Below are 15,405 nucleotides of genomic sequence, written 5' to 3' on the forward strand. Positions count from 1 at the left end.
ACGACGACGGCGGGGCGGGCCGCCGTCGTCGTCCTGCGGGGCGGGGCGGGCCGGCTCAGTGGGCCGGCACCGTCTCCTGGGAGGCCGCCTTGGGATCCGTGAGCTTCTTGTTGGGCAGGGCGAAACTGATCAGGAACGCGATGCCGGTGAGCACGGCCGCGGTGAGCATGACGGCATCGATGGCGTAGGCGAAGCCCTCCGTGATGGGGCGCGTCAGGGTGCTGTTGGCGGTGTGGAGCCAGCTGGTGTCATTGAGGGAATCGTTGGTCGCGCCGTCCTGGAAGAACTCGTACAGCTTGGCGTTGGCGGGGTCCGTTGCCACCGCCGGGTCCTGCAGGACTGCCTGGTACTCCGCACTTCCCATCGCGGCCTTCATGGTGTCGGCAATCCGGGTGGCGGCCAGGCTGAACAGCATGGAGATGAACACGGCCGTGCCTACGGCGCCGCCCATGGAGCGGAAGAACGCGGCGGAGGAGGTGCCCACGCCCATGTCCCGGCGCGGCACGGACACCTGCATGGCCAGGGTGAGCGGCTGCATGCAGAAACCCAGGCCCATTCCGAAGAACACCGCGATCACGCCGGGAACCCAAAGGCCGGTGTCCACGCTCAGGGACAGACCCATGGCGGTGGCGGCGGCGGTGAGGATGGCCGTGCCCATGATGGGGAAGATCCGGTACGTGCCGGACGCCGAGATGGTGCGGCCTGCCGTGATGGAGCCGCTGAGGATGCCTATGGTGAAGGTGATCATCATTAGGCCCGCTTCCGTGGGCGTGAGGCCCTTTACCAGCTGCAGGTACAGCGGGAGCATGGCGATGGCACCGAACATGCCGATGCCGATGATGAAGTTCAGCAGCGAGGACAGGCCGAAGGTCGCGTTCCGGAAGAGTCGCAGGGGAATGAGGGCGTAATCGCCGGCCCGCTTCTCGGCCAGCAGGAACCAGGCGATGCCCGCCACGCCCAGGCCGTAGCAGAGGAAAGAGTTGAAGGACGTCCAGCCCCAGCTGCGGCCCTGCTCCGCCACCAGCAGCAGCGGAACGATGGCCAGCGTGATGGCCGCGGCGCCGAAGTAGTCGATCTTCTGCTTCACGTGCTTGGCCGGCAGGTGCAGGAACAGGAACACCACGGCGAGCGCGGCCAGACCGATGGGCAGGTTGATGAAGAACACCCAGCGCCAGCCCTCAAAACCGAGGATGTTGGCGGAACCGGCGAACGCGCCGCCCACCACGGGGCCCAGAACGGAGGAGATGCCGAACACGGACATGAAGTAGCCCTGGTACTTCGCCCGGTCCTTGAGCGAGACGATGTCGCCGATGATGGTCAGCGCGAGCGCCAGCAGGCCGCCGGCCCCGAGCCCCTGGACACCGCGGGCCAGCGCCAGTTCGGTCATGGAGTGCACCGACCCTGCGTACAGGGAGCCCGCCAGGAAGATCACGATGGCGGTCAGGTACAGCGGGCGGCGGCCGAAGATGTCGCTCAGCTTGCCGTACAGCGGTGTGCTGACCGTGGAGGTGATGAGGTAGGCAGTGGTTGCCCAGGCCTGGAGCGAGAGCCCGTCCAGGTCGTTGGCGATGGTGTAAATGGATGTGGACACAATGGTCTGGTCCAGCGATGCCAGGAACATGCCCAGCATCAGGCCCACCATCACGGTGACAATCTGGCGCTGTGTCAGGGTTTCTCCGGCGGCGCGCGCGGCAGGTGCGGTGGGCATGGGTACTCCAGGGGAAGGAAAGGGATCACGCAATGATAGTTGCTTTCAGTAACTATCGTATGCCCGGTCCTATTCCTCCCCTGGAGAAACTTTTTCCGGCCCGGCGCTACCGCTCTACGAGGATCCCGTCCGGGTCGCACCAGATCATGCACCCGGGACGGATGGCCACGCCGTCGATCTCCACATCCACATCCACCTCACCGGCGCCGGCCTTGGCGCTCTTGCGGGGGTTGCTGCCCAAGGCCTTCACGCCGAGGTCCAGGGCGGCGATTGCCTCGCGGTCGCGGATCGCCCCGTTGATAACGACGCCGGCCCAGCCGTTTGCCACTGCGCTCTCCGCGATCATGTCCCCCATCAGGGCCGTGCCCAGGGAGCCGCCGCCGTCCACCACCAGGACCTTGCCGTTGCCGGGCGTGGCCAGCGTGGACTTCACCAGGGCGTTGTCCTGGAAGCAGCGGATGGTACGTGCCTGTCCGCTGAAGTGGGAGCGGCCGCCCAGGGACTGGAACTGCAGCGATATGGACGCCAGTTCGTCTCCGCGTTCGTCGTACAGGTCCGCCGTGTTAACGGCGGCGGTGCCCTCCGCCGGCGTTGACGCTGCGCTCATGGTGTTCTCCTCGATGCTCGTGGCCGTTCTGGTAGCCGCCGCCGCCGTCATACCCGGCGGGGCGGTACCGCCCACGATAGTCTGACTCCGTCGCCATTTAGCCGCAGCCGGGGGAACACATCATGAGTCTGTCCGATACGCCCGCACCCCTTGACCCCGCACGCCAGGGCCACGGGGCCAGTCTGCAGGGCGGTGCGACGGCGGCACTCGCCGAACCAACGCGGAAGGTCACCGCACGGTGGGTGACCGGGCTGGTCCTGGTGAACGTGGGCATCAACGCCGCGTTCTTCGGCCCAATCCAAATCTTCATCGGGCTGCAGGCCATCAGCTTCGATGAAGCGAACAAAGAAGCCATCCTGTCCCTCGCCACCGCGTGCGGAGCCGCGGTATCACTGGTGGCAAACCCGCTCTTCGGCGCCCTCTCGGACCGCACCACGTCCCGCTTTGGCCGCCGTTCGCCCTGGATACTGGCGGGTGCGGTGCTGGCAACGGCGGCCCTGCTGGCCATGTCCGGAGCGGCCACGGTGGCCCTCATGGTGCTGTTCTGGTGCCTGGTCCAGTTGGGGGCCAACGCTGCCTACGCTGCCATCACCGCCGCCGTCCCGGACAGGGTGCCTGTGCCTCAACGCGGAAAGGTGGGCGGACTGGCAGCCATGGGCCAGACGCTGGGTATCCTCTTCGGCGCTGTCTTCGGCGCAGTGGTTTCCGGCAACTTCATGGTGGGCTATTGGCTCTGCGCCGCCGCCCTTCTCCTGTCTGTGCTGCCATACCTCTTCCACAGCGATGATCCAGTGCTCCCCAAGGGCGTTCTGCCGCGTTTCCGCCTTGGGGTGTTCCTTCGGGGATTCTGGATCAGCCCGCGGCATTACCCGGACTTCGCCTGGGCTTGGCTTACGCGCTTCCTGGTCAACGTAGGCAACCAGCTGAGCATTGTCTACCTGCTTTTCTTCCTCCGGGACATCCTGAAGCATGAGAACCCGCCAGCTGGCTATTTGGTGCTCACCGGCACCTACACGCTGATGGTGATGATCACGGCCGTGGTGGCCGGTCCCTGGAGCGACAGGGTTGGCAGGCGCAAGCCGTTCGTCATCGGCTCCTCGGCCATCATCGCCATGGCGGCCCTGATCCTGGCGCTCTTCCCCGTGTGGCCTGCAGCCCTGGCGGGCGCTGCAATTCTGGGGATCGGGTTCGGGGCGTACCTGGCGGTGGACTTCGCCCTCCTGACGCAGGTCCTGCCCCTCGCATCGGACCGCGGCAAGGACATGGGCATCATCAACGTGGCCAATTCCCTACCGCAGGTGGTGGCCCCGGTGCTGGCCCTGGTTGCTGTCACATCATGGGGAGGCTACCGCTCCCTGTTCGTTACGGCAGCAGTCATCGGCCTGCTGGGTGCCGTCTTTGTGGTGAAAATCAAGAGCGTCCGCTGACCTGCCGCGGGCCCGGAACTAAGGCCGCTGACTAATTACGGCACACTGCCGTGCCGTATAGTTGAACCGGATTTGCCGGCGGTCCGGCAGGGGATGACCGTGGCTGCCGCACCATAGGAACACAACCCCGGAAATGCTGATGCCAGACACCATTTCAGACCATCCGCCCATGGCCCCGAGGCCTTCCACACCGCGCCAGAGACACCGCTATACCAAGATCCTGGAAGCTGCAGGTGGGTTTGCGCGCAAGGGCCTGGATTCTGTGGACATGGCTGAAGTGGCGGCCAAGGCGGACGTGCCGCTGGGTACCCTCTACCGGTACTTTCCCTCCCCGGCGCACCTGATGCTCGCGCTCTACCGCCATCAGCTGGAGGAGCTGCAGGGAACCGGACGGGCCACGGCGGCGCGCTTCCGCAGCAGGGCCCTCAGCAATGTGGTGATGGAGATCTTCCATATGCGGGTGATGCAACCCGCGGTGGAGCAGTGCCTTAGCCGCGGTGTCTACCTCCCGGAGCGGGATACCACCGCACTCCTGCGTGACATCGACGCGCTGAGTGAAAGAGCGGTTGCCGCGGCTTCCGGCGATGCCACAGCCGCACGCGTGCTGCTGCTGGCCATCACTGGTCTGGTCCACTCTGTCCGCAACCGCCGGCTGTCCCTCTTTGAGGCGGAAGAGGACCTCAAAAAGGCGTGCGACCGTCTCGCGCCGGCCCGTGAGCCAGGCTACACACTTCACCAAAGCGCGTAACAGGTCTAGACCAATTCAGCCTTAAATCAGCCATAATGCCGTGACGTGGGCCACATACTGCCGCGATAAAACGCTTAGGCAGCCGTTTATTGGTGTCAAGTCGCCTGGAGCCCGCTTCGGCGGGCCCTACGATTGTCCAAACGGAGCAGCGGGGACCAATCCCCCCAGCTTCCACGGGCCCGCCACCCCTGGGTATCCTGCCGCACCCTAGCCACCGCCGAGCCAACGGCTCATGCCCCACGAGCCGTGCGCCCACGGCCAGCACCAGGAGACAACGACGTGTCCATTGACGCACTTGCAGCAACCGACAATTCCGCAGCCACCGCCCTGAGCGAAGCCGAGATCTTCGACGCCCACCAGGGCGGCAAGCTTTCCATTGCCAGCACCGTTCCTCTCTCCAACAAGCGGGACCTGTCCATCGCCTATACCCCGGGAGTGGCCGAGGTCAGCCGCGCCATCCACGCCAAGCCCGAACTCGCGCGTACGCTCACCTGGGCCCAGCGGCTTGTGGTCGTGGTCAGTGACGGGACAGCCGTCCTGGGCCTCGGCAACATCGGAGCCAGCGCCTCGCTCCCCGTCATGGAGGGCAAGTCCGCCCTGTTCAAGACCTTCGGCGACCTCGACTCGATCCCCCTGGTCCTCAACACAACGGACGTGGACGAGATCGTGGAGACCCTGGTCCGCCTGCGCCCCAGTTTCGGCGCCGTCAACCTGGAGGACATCTCCGCGCCCCGCTGCTTCGAGCTGGAGGAGAAGCTCATCGAGGCGCTGGACTGCCCCGTCATGCACGATGACCAGCACGGCACCGCCGTCGTTGCCCTCGCCGCGCTGACCAACGCCGCCAAGGTAACCGGCCGCGGCCTGGAAAGCCTCCGTGTGGTGGTTTCCGGCGCGGGAGCGGCCGGCATCGCCGTCGCCGAAATCCTGCTGGCCGCCGGCATCACCGACGTCGTCCTGCTGGACTCCCGCGGCGTCATCAACAGCGCCCGCAAAGACCTTGCCGCGGACACCGCCAGCAAGAAGGCAGACATCGCCGGCCGCAGCAACCCGCGCGGCCTGGAAGGCGGCCCCGCCGAGGCCCTCGCCGGAGCCGACGTGTTCATCGGCGTTTCCTCCTCCAAGCTGGACGAGGAGCACCTGAAGCTCATGAACCAGGATGCCATCGTCTTCGCGCTCTCCAACCCGGATCCTGAAGTGCTCCCCGAGGTCGCCGTGAAGTACGCCGCCGTTGTGGCCACCGGCCGCAGCGACTTCCCCAACCAGATCAACAACGTCCTGGCCTTCCCGGGGATCTTCCGCGGCGCCCTGGACGCCGGCGCCCGCCGCATCACCCCGGCAATGAAGCTCGCGGCAGCCTACGCCATCGCCGATCTTGCGGCGGAGGACCTCTCGGCGGACTACATTGTGCCCAGCCCCCTGGATCCGCGGGTTGCCCCTGCCGTGACGGCGGCAGTCGCGGCCGCCGTGGAAGCCGAGTAGCGCCCGTTCCCCCAAAGGAACGCACGACGGCGGTGCCTCCCCTGCGCGGGAGGCGCCGCCGTCGGGGGTTAACCGGGCGCCAACCATAGACTGGGACCCATGAACTCGGAAACCGTGGTGACCATCCTGTGCGGCCTGGCAATCCTTGTGGGCGTGGCCGGCACCGTGATTCCGGTCCTCCCCGGCAGCATCCTGATCGGTGCGGGCCTGCTCGCCTGGGCCATCTGGGGCGGGGCCGGCATTGCGGGCTGGGTGGTGTTCGCGGTGGCCATGGTGTTTGTGGTGGCGGGCATGGCCGCCAGCGCTGTCCTCACGGGCCGGAAGCTCAAGGAGCACTCCATTCCGAGCCGAAGCATCGCCGTTGCCCTGGTGGCGGGCGTGGTGGGCATGTTCATCATTCCCGTGGTGGGGCTTTTTGTGGGTTTTGCCGCGGGCCTGCTGCTGAGCGAATTCCTGCGCACCCGGAACATCGGCTCCGCAACAACTTCCAGCTGGGCCGCCCTCAAAGCCACCGGGCTGGGCATGCTTGCCGAGTTCGGCCTGGCCTGCCTCGCCGCCAGCACCTGGGTGATCGGCGTCTGGGTGGCCGCCGCCAACGGCTGAAAGAGCTTGCGGCCTGGACGCCGCAGGGCGTAGAACGGCAGCATGACGGACCAACGTTCAGCCCGGGACCACGTGCACGCCTGGATGGAGAAATACCAGGCGGCCTGGGCCAGCAATCTGCCCGGCGATATCCGGGACCTCTTTACGGAGGACGCGCGGTACGAGACGCGGCCGGGCGATCCGGACCCGTGGCTGGGCCGGGACGGCATCGTGGACCGCTGGCTTGCGGCCCGGGACGAACCGGGAGACTGGACCTTTTCGTGGCAGCTCCTCGGCGCGGACGGTGACACCGCCTTCGTGCAGGGCGTGACCACCTACTCCGCCGGGAGGCCCTCCTACGACAACCTGTGGGTCATCCGGTTCGACGATGAAGGCCGCGCCGCCGCATTCACCGAATGGTTCATGGAGCGGGCCTAAGCCTGTCTGTACTGTCGGGCCGGAAGCCGCGGGCCTCGGCGTGGGCGGCTGTGCACGGTTAGCATGGAAAGATGACCGCCGGGGACACTGCACCGATCTATTGGGACAGCCGCGACCTCACACCGTTCGGCCCGCCGCAGCTGCGCACCCCCGTCCATGATCTTGCCGGGGGAGTAGGCGAACTGCTCACCGGCGTGCTCGGCGGGCGCCACCCCTCGCTGCTCTCGGTGGACGGTGAGATCCCCCGCCTAAAGCGCATGATGCCCAAGCCGGCCAAGGCTGTGCACGACGCCGTGTTCACCAGCCGCCAGCCGGAGCAGCTGATCACGCTCGCACGGGCCTATCCCGGCTGGGCTGGTCTCTGCTACCTCATGTCCGGACTGCTGGTCTACAAGCAGGGCGGCTACCTGCGCGCATCAGAGCTTCTCCAACGCGGCCTCACCACAAGGAACGAGGACGAGGCCAACCGCTACTCTTCGACCTACCTCACGCGGATCGTTACCCGGATCGAGCTGGCGGAGCGGGTGGAAATCCCGGTCCTGTTCAGCGAGGAATCGGTGTTCCTGGCACTGGCGCACTCGCTGCGGGAGACGGGGCGCACGGAAGCTGCGCTGGACGCCCTCTCGGGGCTGCCGCCGTCGCTCCCCATGGCCCTGGTGCGCTGTTCCCTGGCCCTGACCCTGGGCAGGAGCCGGACAGTGATCGACTGGACCGACGGGCTGCTCAACGCGGACGACCTCTCCGCCGCGCTGCTGCTGGTACGGGCCCGGGCCCTGCGGCGGGAGGGGCGGCTGGAGGCCGCGAACCAGACCCTCACCGAGGTGCTGCGCCGGCGCAAAACCCACATGACGCTGCGCAACGACGCCCTCACCGACCGGGCACTGCTGCTGCTTGACTCCAGCCGGAGGTCGCTCAATCCGCGGGACTGGGGGCGGCGGCGCGAGGACCCCGTGCCGCAGCGGGAGATTGCCGCGCCGGTGCCCATCCGCAAGGACGAGGAGATGCGCCGGATCTGGGAACAGGACTGGCAGAAGCTCGGCGGCGACTAGGACGGCCTACCCGGCGGCGCCCGTGTTAGCCATGAGGACCGGCAGCAGCTGCTCGGCAAGGAGCACCAGCGCCAGGACCACCATGATGATTCCGCTGGCCAGCGTCACCGTCCGGGCTGCGCCCGGCCGGGTCTGCAGCAGGGTGCGGGACAGCAGGGCGACGGCGGTGTACACCAGCCCCGCGAGCAGCACGAACGTCATGCCCAGCAGGCCTGACTGCACCGGGACCGGCAGGGACGCGTCCGCGCTGACGAACTGGGGAACGAGCGCCACGTAGAACAGCAGGCCCTTGGGATTGATGCCGCTGGTTCCCATCCCCTGAAGGAAGGTGCGGAGCCCCGTGCCGCCCCCGCTGCCGCCGTCGGCCGTGAAGCTTGCTGCCCGCCACGAGCGGAGGGTGCTGACGCCAAGCCACATCAGGTACGCGGCGCCGGCCAGGGTGATCCAGCCCAGGACCCCGGGCGCACCCGTCAGGACCGCGGCCAGCCCCGCCACCAGGAGGACCGTGTGAAGGACGTATCCGCCACAGAGCCCCGCCACGGCCGGCACAAAGCTGCGCTGCCTGAGGCCGGCAGCAATGGAGTACGCCCAGTCCACCCCGGGGGTGCAGGCAAGGGCGGCGGCCACCAGCACAAAGGCCATAAAAAGCTCGGGGTTCATCGTTTCTCCTGCGGTGCGGTCCAACAGGAGAAACACTAGATACTTTGGCCGCGGAAGTGCTTTCCCTTTTCGCTGACAAAGCAGCGCGGGCGGTATGATTCTTGCGTGATCGACCATATTGACAGAAACATCTTGCGTCACCTGAAAGAGGACGGCCGCATGACGGCCACGGCGCTCGCTGCAAAGGTGGGCCTCACGGTTGCGCCCTGCCACCGCCGGCTCCGTGACTTGGAACGGTCGGGCGTCATCCGGGGTTACAAGGCGGACATCGACCCCTCCGCCGTTGGCTTGGGATTCGAAGCTATTGTTTTTGTCACGCTCCGCCAGGTGGACCAGGCAACCATGGAGATCTTCGAGAACCGCGTGGCGGACAATCCCAACATTGTGGAGGCGCAGCGGCTCTTCGGTTCCCCCGACTATCTGCTGAAGGTCATCGCGGAGGACCTGCCCGCGTACCAGCGCTTCTACGACGCAGTGCTCACGTCTCTGCCCGGCGTGGAGCGGCTCACGTCCACGCTGGTGATGAAGAACCTGAAGTCCAACGCGGGCCCTCCGGTTTAAGGGTCAGTCCTTAAGCAGCCCTGTGGTGCGGTACGGAATGACTTCACGCAGGAACATGCTGGTGGACGTCCGCACTATCCCCGGGCAGAGCCTGATCTCCTCCGACACCCGGTAGAGGTCGTCCGGGCTGGTGGCCACCACGCGGATCAGCAGGTCCGTATCACCGGCGGGAGCGTGGCATTCAAGGACTTCCGGAATGTCCCGGAGCGCTGCAATGGCCTCGTTGAGGTGGCTCTGGTCCAGCTCCGCGCTCACGGAAGCGGCTACTCCCCGTCCCAGCGCGGCGGGAAGCACCCTGCTGCTGTTGGGGCGGAGGGCGCCCGAGGCCGTCATGCGCTCCAGCCGCGACTGGACCGTGCCGCGGGCCAGGCCCAGCCGCTGGGCCAGCACCATGATGGAAACCCGGGGATCCTCATCCAGGGCCCCCAGTATCCGCTTGTCGGTGGAGTCCAGTTCCTGCAATCTGATCACTTCCTGTCCCTCTGCGCGGCCGTGAGTGGTCAGACTGTTCAACGGCGGCCGCGCCTGTTGCACCAACTGTACGGATGCTGGTGAAATGTTGGCAATGAGGGCAAAGCTACCGCTGATCCCCGCAGGCTCACAGGCTGCCGGCACACCACCCGGACACTGGACACCGCTTCCCGCAAGGAGGCTGCCCTGAATGACTCTTGTTCACACCATGGTCTTTCTGTAAACACGGCAAGGGCCCCTGAACTACCGGCGTCGGATCTCCGAAGTCATCGGTAGCTGAGGGGTCCTTGTGTTGTCCCCGGGCACCGCGTCCCGCGCCTAGTGTTGAACCATGACGTCCGCCGGCCGCTTCGCCCCCAGCCCTTCCGGGGAACTGCATGTAGGAAATCTGCGCACGGCAATCCTGGCCTGGCTGTTCGCCCGTTCCACCGGGCGCAGGTTCCTGCTCCGCGTGGAGGACCTTGACCGGGCCCGCGCCGGCTCGGAGGCCGGGCAGCTGCGGGACCTGCAGGCTGTAGGGGTCACCTGGGACGGCGGCGTGGTGCGCCAGACTGCCCGCGGCCCGCTGTACGCCGAAGCGATCTCACGGCTGGAGGCGGCCGGCCTCACCTACGAGTGCTTCTGTACCCGCCGGGAAATCCAGGAGGCGCCCTCGGCTCCCCACGCGCCGCAGGGTGCGTACCCGGGAACGTGCCGGAACCTCGATCCCGCTGAGCTGGAGTTCAAGCGCTCAACCAGGCCGGCTGCCATCCGGCTTCGCGCCGGCGCCGCCGAGTACACCGTGCGGGACCTCCTGCACGGGGAGTTCACCGGCGTGGTGGACGATTTCGTGCTGCGCCGCAATGACGGCGTGACCGCCTACAACCTCGCAGTGGTGGTGGACGACGCAGAACAGGGCATCGACCAGGTGGTGCGCGGCGACGACCTTCTTTCCTCCACCCCGAGGCAGGCCTACCTGGCGTCCCTGCTTAATATTCCTTCTCCGGAATATGAGCATGTTCCCCTGGTGGTAAACAACGACGGCGCCCGGCTTGCAAAGCGCGACGGGGCAGTAACCCTGCAGGACCTCGCCGACGCCGGAACTCCGCCCGCTGCCGTGCGGGACAGGCTACTGGAATCGCTGGGGCTGCCGGCAGGACCGCTCGCTAAAGCTTTGGCTGCTTTCGATCCGAACTCCCTGCCGCGGAAGCCCTGGGTCTGGAGCGGCCCGTAGGCTTAGGGCATGTCAGACCAGCATGCTGCGGAGCAGACCCCGGCACCCACATTCACCGTAGAAACAGCGAAGGTCCTCGCCGAGGTGGCCCACAACCGCCAGAAGGACAAACTGAAGAGGCCGTACAAGGACCACGTTCTCGCGGTGGGGGACGCGCTGGCCGACTTCGACGACGACATCCGCATCGCCGGCTACCTGCATGACATCGCCGAGGACACCCCCATGACCAGGCAGGCCCTGCTGGACATGGGCGTATCTGAGCGGGCCGTGGAAATCATTGAACGGGTCACCACCCGGTTGCACAGCAACCCGGACGACTACCAGGCAGGGATCCGCGAGATCGCCGAACACCACGATGCCGCCCTGGTCAAAATCGCGGACAACGCGCACAACTCGCTGCCGGAGCGCGTCCGGGCCCTGGCGGAAAAGTGGCCGGACAGGCCGCCCGTCACCAAGTACCGGGATGCCCGTCCCGTGCTGTACGCCGCAGTGGAGGTCGAGGAGATCCGGAAGATCCTCGCCCGCGTGAATCCGTGGCTGCTGGAAGAACTGGATGACCGCCTGGACGAGGAGGACACCACGGATTACGAGAACCTGTCCTACGGTGACGCCGGCCCGGAGCCTGTGCAGGATCCAGACGCCGCGGGAAATGAGGCTTCCGGCGCTAAGTCGCCCGGGGACCGGTAGTTCCTGCTTCCAGCTTTTGAAGGGCAAGATGCAGCCGGCCGGACCCCCGGCGTTCGTCGATCACGATCGAGGCGCCGAGTGCCAGCACAATGACCAGCAGGCAGACGGGCACCGAAACGCCTGCCGCCGCCAGGCCGACTGAAGCACCCATCGCAGCCAGCACACCGCCGGCAACCGTGATCACCGTGCGGTCCGGGCCCACCATGATGCTGTACAGCCACGTCACCGAGCCTTTGAACAGCGCCACCGGAATGGCAATGCTGGCCACGGCGGCAGCGCCGCTGATATGGGCTTCATGGTCAATGTAGTAGGCCGCGACATGCAGGCCTGCGCCGGTGGCGGCAATGGCGGCGAAGATGGGGATGTGGCCGTAGCCGAAGAGGAAGGACCGGTTCCGGCGCAGGTGCAGGGCGCGTCCGGCCGGCAGCATGAAGTAGATCCACCACATGGCAAACGCCAGCGCTGTCCCGCCAAAACCGACCAGCGCCGCATCAACGCTCCAGCCATGGTTGGCCACGATGGCCCGAAGTGTCTCGATGGCGCCGATCAGGCATTCACCCAGGGCGATGATGGCCAGCAGGCCGTAGCGTTCGGCGATGTGGTGCGCATGCCACGGGGTCCGGGTCTTCCGCTCGGCGGCGAACGGGGTGGACATCTCCAGGACGATCAGCGGCGCAATCATCAGCAGCGTTGTGGGAACGTCAGCCTCGATCACGGCTACCGCAATCCACCCCAGCTGCACCAGCGCGAGGTATCGCGCGTAGCGCAGGCACGTTTCGCGGCGGGCCGGGTCCTGCCGGGCAGCCCTGAGCCACTGGGACACCAGGGCCAGCCGCATGATCACGTAGCCGCCCACCATCACCGCGTTGTCCACATGCTCGCCCTCCACCAGCGAATGGAACATGGGCTCGATCCCCATGGCCAGGATCAGGACGCCCACGATCTGGATCATGGTGACCACGCGGAAGATCCAGTCGTCCGTGTCATAGGCGCTGGCGAACCACGTGAAGTTGATCCAGGCCCAGATCACTGCGAACATCGCGAAGGAGAAGCCCAGCAGCCCGGCGACCACATGGGCTGCCGCGATTTCATGGGCGAACTGGCTGCCGGCAACCCCAAAGGCGATGACGAAGGTCAGGTCGAAGAAGAGTTCAAGGGGAGTGGCGGCCCGGTGCGTCTCGTGCGGGTCCCGGCCGCCCATGCGCGCCATGGCATGGCGGAGGGGATTGGAGGACATGGGTCAAAGATTACGCCCCGCCGTTCCCGCCCCGGAACTTGTGTCCTAAACGCGGCCCAGGGCGTCGATGTCCTCCAGGAACTCCTGGTGCGCTTCGGCGCTGACCGTGGTCCGGGTGTCCCCGATGGCGTCCAGGTAGTCCTGGGTTGATGGACCCTTCCGCACCGCCTCCCGGACGGAAAGGCTGCCGCCGGAAGCGAGCCCGCCGTCGTCGTACACTGCTTTCTCCAGCGCACGCTGCGACGCACTGCGCGCGGCGTACTCAATGTCCGCCGGGGAGAAGCCCTCGGTGCGTTCCACCAGCAGCTCCACGTCCACCGAGTCCACCACGGGCGCGGGGATGAAACGCTGCCACATGGCTTCGCGGGCCTGCCGGTCCGGCAGGCCGATGGGGATGACGTAGTCGAACCTGCCATGGCGCAGGAAGGCCGAGTCCAGGGCGCGGATGAAGTTCGTGGCGCAGACCAGCAGGCGGCCCGGCTGCTCGCGGAAGGCGGGGATGATCTTGAGCAGCTCGTTGGTGACGCCCTGCAAGGGGGACGGCGGCTCACCAGAGCGCTGGGAGGCGATCTCCTCCACCTCATCGATGAACACCACCGCGTGCTCAAGCTCGGCGATCTCCAGGAACGTCTCCCGGAGCGCGCCGGCCAGGCCCTGCGGATTAGCGGCGAGCCGGGAGGGGAAGACCTCCACGAACGGCCATTCCAGCCGGGACGCGATGGCCTTGGCGAAGGTGGTCTTGCCGGTGCCGGGCGGGCCGAAGAGGACCACGGCGCGCGGCGGGACCACGCCGAACTCGTCGGCGAGGTCTGCTTCGGCAAGGGGAAGGACCAGGCGGCGTTCCAGCAGTTCCTTTTCCTTGCGCATGCCGGCCACGTTTTCCCAGAGGTCCCGGGCCAGGACGCGTCCGCCGAGCTGGCCGAGCGCACCGAGTTCCTGCCGCTGGACGGGGATGGTGCGTTCGAAGTAGCGGAGGTTCTTCTTCAGCGCGAAACCGCGGCTGAGGAACGCCTCCACCCGCGTTTCGGATTCCGGCATAAGGGCGGAGAGCTTGTTGAGCCCGTGGGGCGCCATCCGGTTCTCGACGGCGGCGAGCAGCGAGGTGCCGATCCCCCTGCCGCGGTATTCGGGCAGCGTGGCCAGGAAGACAATCCAGCCCTGGTCATGGGCGGCGCGTCCGACGGCGGCCCCCACCACCTGTTCGCCCTGCACCGCCACCACGGCATGGTCCTTCTCGCAGGAAGCCAGGACCTCGGAGAGGGCATAGACGGGTTCCACGTTGCTCGCCTTGAGGCTTTCCCAGAGGTGCAGGATCCCGTCCAGGTCCGCCGAATGGAAATCCCTGATGCGCCAGTTGGTCATGGGTCTACTCCTGTGGTGGTTCGTCGTTGAACTGGTAAAGCAGCGGTGTGCAGCGCTGTGCCGAGCATATGCGACCCGCCGCGGACCGGGGGTTGCGGGGGCGTTGCATGACGGCCGGCCCACGGACCGGCGAAGGCGGTCAGACGCCCAGGGTGTCCAGCGAGTGCCGCAGGGTGTCGGCGGAATGCTGCAGGGCCGCCAGTTCGCCGTCGTCCATGGGCATCTCCAGGACGGTGTGGACGCCGCCCCGCCCCACAACGCTCGGCAGGGACAGGGCCACCCCGGAGATACCGTGCTGCCCGTCCAGCACCGTGGACACAGGCAGCACCGCCTTGTCATCACGGAGCAGGGCCTCCACGATGCGCGCGCCGGAGAGGCCGATCGCGTAGTTGGTTGCGCCCTTGCCGGCGATGACTTTGTACGCCGCCTGCGTCACTTCGCGTGCCGTCTCGGCCAGGTACTCGGGGGTGAAGACGCGCTCCCCGTCCACCATCCAATCGCGGACCGGGATGGGGCCAATGGTGGCGGTGGACCATACCGGGAACTCGGTGTCCCCGTGCTCGCCCACAATGCTGGCGTGGACGCTGGGGACGGCCACTCCCGCCCGGCGGGCCAGCAGCCAGCGCAGCCGGGAGGTGTCCAGGACCGTGCCGGAGGAAAAGATGCGCCCCGCCGGGAGTCCCGAAATTTTCTGTGCCGCCACGGTGAGGACGTCGCAGGGGTTGGTGACCAGGACGTAGACAGCGTCGGGGGAGTGCTTGAGGAGCCGGGGCATGAGTTCTTCCAGGATCCGCACATTGGTGCCGGCGAGGTCCAGTCTGGTCTGGCCGGGCGCCTGCTTGGCTCCGGCCGTGATGACCACGACGTCGGCGCCCTCCGTCGCGGCGATGTCGCCGCCGCCGGTCATGGACGCGGCGGCGGCAGCGAACTGGGTGCCGTGGGCGAGATCCAGCACTTCGGCTTCAGCCTTGGCGGCATTGACATCGAACAGGGCGATGTTGCTGGCCGAACCGCGGATCAGGGCGGCGTAGGCAAGGGATGTTCCCACGCTCCCGGCTCCCACAACCGCAAGTTTGGATCCTGACATGGGGTACCTCGTTTCCCCGGCCCGAACGGGGACCGTGTTGGTGGTGCAACTGCCGGCAGTGGCTTCATGCTACCGAGGCAGCAAGGGTA

General features: G+C 66.9%; 16 protein-coding genes. 9 read left to right on the forward strand and 7 right to left on the reverse strand.

Annotation, left to right across the window (positions count from 1 at the left end; genetic code table 11):
- Positions 1 to 55: 55 nt before the first annotated feature.
- Together WHH00_RS19330 and rraA are read right to left on the reverse strand one after the other, a co-directional pair.
- On the reverse strand, positions 56 to 1,708 hold the full coding sequence (locus WHH00_RS19330; protein ID WP_406635349.1) for an MDR family MFS transporter: 1,653 nt from the start codon (positions 1,706 to 1,708) through the stop codon (positions 56 to 58).
- A 106-nt stretch (positions 1,709 to 1,814) separates the two neighbouring features.
- Entirely contained in the window at positions 1,815 to 2,315 is a 501-nt protein-coding gene (gene rraA, locus WHH00_RS19335) for a ribonuclease E activity regulator RraA (protein WP_406635351.1), read from the reverse strand.
- A 122-nt stretch (positions 2,316 to 2,437) separates the two neighbouring features.
- On the opposite strand from rraA, the gene WHH00_RS19340 reads away from it, so the two are divergent.
- The 6 genes from WHH00_RS19340 (at position 2,438) to WHH00_RS19365 (ending at position 8,038) form a co-directional block, all read left to right on the forward strand.
- Positions 2,438 to 3,742, forward strand: coding sequence for an MFS transporter (locus WHH00_RS19340; protein ID WP_406635353.1), 1,305 nt, complete (start codon positions 2,438 to 2,440; stop codon positions 3,740 to 3,742).
- A gap of 139 nt (positions 3,743 to 3,881) precedes the next feature.
- Positions 3,882 to 4,490: a TetR/AcrR family transcriptional regulator gene (locus tag WHH00_RS19345; protein WP_406635356.1), complete on the forward strand. Its 609-nt coding sequence runs from the start codon at positions 3,882 to 3,884 to the stop codon at positions 4,488 to 4,490.
- Positions 4,491 to 4,769: 279 nt separating this feature from the next.
- Positions 4,770 to 5,969 carry an NADP-dependent malic enzyme gene (locus tag WHH00_RS19350; protein WP_406635358.1) on the forward strand — a complete coding sequence of 400 codons (1,200 nt, stop codon included), beginning with the start codon at positions 4,770 to 4,772 and terminating at the stop codon, positions 5,967 to 5,969.
- Between the two features lie 99 nt (positions 5,970 to 6,068).
- On the forward strand, positions 6,069 to 6,572 hold the full coding sequence (locus WHH00_RS19355; RefSeq protein WP_406635360.1) for a DUF456 domain-containing protein: 504 nt from the start codon (positions 6,069 to 6,071) through the stop codon (positions 6,570 to 6,572).
- Between the two features lie 42 nt (positions 6,573 to 6,614).
- Positions 6,615 to 6,989, forward strand: coding sequence for a nuclear transport factor 2 family protein (locus WHH00_RS19360; protein ID WP_406635362.1), 375 nt, complete (start codon positions 6,615 to 6,617; stop codon positions 6,987 to 6,989).
- A gap of 71 nt (positions 6,990 to 7,060) precedes the next feature.
- Positions 7,061 to 8,038, forward strand: coding sequence for a hypothetical protein (locus tag WHH00_RS19365; protein WP_406635364.1), 978 nt, complete (start codon positions 7,061 to 7,063; stop codon positions 8,036 to 8,038).
- Between the two features lie 6 nt (positions 8,039 to 8,044).
- Here the strand turns inward: WHH00_RS19365 and WHH00_RS19370 are convergent, their stop codons facing one another.
- Positions 8,045 to 8,698: a LysE family translocator gene (locus tag WHH00_RS19370; RefSeq protein ID WP_231456080.1), complete on the reverse strand. Its 654-nt coding sequence runs from the start codon at positions 8,696 to 8,698 to the stop codon at positions 8,045 to 8,047.
- 105 nt (positions 8,699 to 8,803) lie between these two features.
- Between WHH00_RS19370 and WHH00_RS19375 the strand changes: the two genes are divergently transcribed.
- Positions 8,804 to 9,259, forward strand: a complete 456-nt coding sequence (locus WHH00_RS19375; protein WP_231456079.1) for an Lrp/AsnC family transcriptional regulator — start codon at positions 8,804 to 8,806, stop codon at positions 9,257 to 9,259.
- A 3-nt stretch (positions 9,260 to 9,262) separates the two neighbouring features.
- Here the strand turns inward: WHH00_RS19375 and WHH00_RS19380 are convergent, their stop codons facing one another.
- A complete protein-coding gene (locus WHH00_RS19380) occupies positions 9,263 to 9,721 on the reverse strand; it encodes an Lrp/AsnC family transcriptional regulator (protein WP_406638703.1) in 459 nt (152 codons plus the stop codon).
- Positions 9,722 to 10,061: 340 nt separating this feature from the next.
- Between WHH00_RS19380 and gluQRS the strand changes: the two genes are divergently transcribed.
- Together gluQRS and WHH00_RS19390 are read left to right on the forward strand one after the other, a co-directional pair.
- On the forward strand, positions 10,062 to 10,943 hold the full coding sequence (gene gluQRS, locus WHH00_RS19385) for a tRNA glutamyl-Q(34) synthetase GluQRS (protein WP_406635366.1): 882 nt from the start codon (positions 10,062 to 10,064) through the stop codon (positions 10,941 to 10,943).
- A 9-nt stretch (positions 10,944 to 10,952) separates the two neighbouring features.
- The gene (locus WHH00_RS19390; RefSeq protein WP_406635368.1) at positions 10,953 to 11,630 is read left to right on the forward strand and encodes an HD domain-containing protein; all 678 of its coding nucleotides are present in this window, start codon (positions 10,953 to 10,955) and stop codon (positions 11,628 to 11,630) included.
- Here WHH00_RS19390 and WHH00_RS19395 read toward each other — a convergent pair.
- The 3 genes from WHH00_RS19395 to WHH00_RS19405 all read right to left on the reverse strand — a co-directional run bounded on the left by WHH00_RS19395 (position 11,608) and on the right by WHH00_RS19405 (position 15,316).
- Positions 11,608 to 12,867, reverse strand: a complete 1,260-nt coding sequence (locus WHH00_RS19395) for a low temperature requirement protein A (protein WP_406635370.1) — start codon at positions 12,865 to 12,867, stop codon at positions 11,608 to 11,610. The genes WHH00_RS19390 and WHH00_RS19395 overlap by 23 nt on opposite strands.
- 45 nt (positions 12,868 to 12,912) lie before the next feature.
- Entirely contained in the window at positions 12,913 to 14,229 is a 1,317-nt protein-coding gene (locus WHH00_RS19400) for an ATP-binding protein (protein ID WP_406635372.1), read from the reverse strand.
- 139 nt (positions 14,230 to 14,368) lie between these two features.
- Positions 14,369 to 15,316, reverse strand: coding sequence for an L-lactate dehydrogenase (locus WHH00_RS19405; RefSeq protein ID WP_350003638.1), 948 nt, complete (start codon positions 15,314 to 15,316; stop codon positions 14,369 to 14,371).
- Positions 15,317 to 15,405 lie beyond the last annotated feature (89 nt).

Source organism: Pseudarthrobacter quantipunctorum, assembly GCF_045291495.1.
Taxonomy (GTDB): domain Bacteria; phylum Actinomycetota; class Actinomycetes; order Actinomycetales; family Micrococcaceae; genus Arthrobacter; species Arthrobacter quantipunctorum.

Coding starts and splice junctions, on each gene's coding strand:
- WHH00_RS19330 (WP_406635349.1), bottom strand. CDS start 1,708: ATGCCCACCGCACCTGCCGCGCGCGCCGCCGGAGAAACCCTGACACAG.
- rraA (WP_406635351.1), bottom strand. CDS start 2,315: ATGAGCGCAGCGTCAACGCCGGCGGAGGGCACCGCCGCCGTTAACACG.
- WHH00_RS19340 (WP_406635353.1), top strand. CDS start 2,438: ATGAGTCTGTCCGATACGCCCGCACCCCTTGACCCCGCACGCCAGGGC.
- WHH00_RS19345 (WP_406635356.1), top strand. CDS start 3,882: ATGCCAGACACCATTTCAGACCATCCGCCCATGGCCCCGAGGCCTTCC.
- WHH00_RS19355 (WP_406635360.1), top strand. CDS start 6,069: ATGAACTCGGAAACCGTGGTGACCATCCTGTGCGGCCTGGCAATCCTT.
- WHH00_RS19360 (WP_406635362.1), top strand. CDS start 6,615: ATGACGGACCAACGTTCAGCCCGGGACCACGTGCACGCCTGGATGGAG.
- WHH00_RS19365 (WP_406635364.1), top strand. CDS start 7,061: ATGACCGCCGGGGACACTGCACCGATCTATTGGGACAGCCGCGACCTC.
- WHH00_RS19370 (WP_231456080.1), bottom strand. CDS start 8,698: ATGAACCCCGAGCTTTTTATGGCCTTTGTGCTGGTGGCCGCCGCCCTT.
- gluQRS (WP_406635366.1), top strand. CDS start 10,062: ATGACGTCCGCCGGCCGCTTCGCCCCCAGCCCTTCCGGGGAACTGCAT.
- WHH00_RS19390 (WP_406635368.1), top strand. CDS start 10,953: ATGTCAGACCAGCATGCTGCGGAGCAGACCCCGGCACCCACATTCACC.
- WHH00_RS19395 (WP_406635370.1), bottom strand. CDS start 12,867: ATGTCCTCCAATCCCCTCCGCCATGCCATGGCGCGCATGGGCGGCCGG.
- WHH00_RS19400 (WP_406635372.1), bottom strand. CDS start 14,229: ATGACCAACTGGCGCATCAGGGATTTCCATTCGGCGGACCTGGACGGG.
- WHH00_RS19405 (WP_350003638.1), bottom strand. CDS start 15,316: ATGTCAGGATCCAAACTTGCGGTTGTGGGAGCCGGGAGCGTGGGAACA.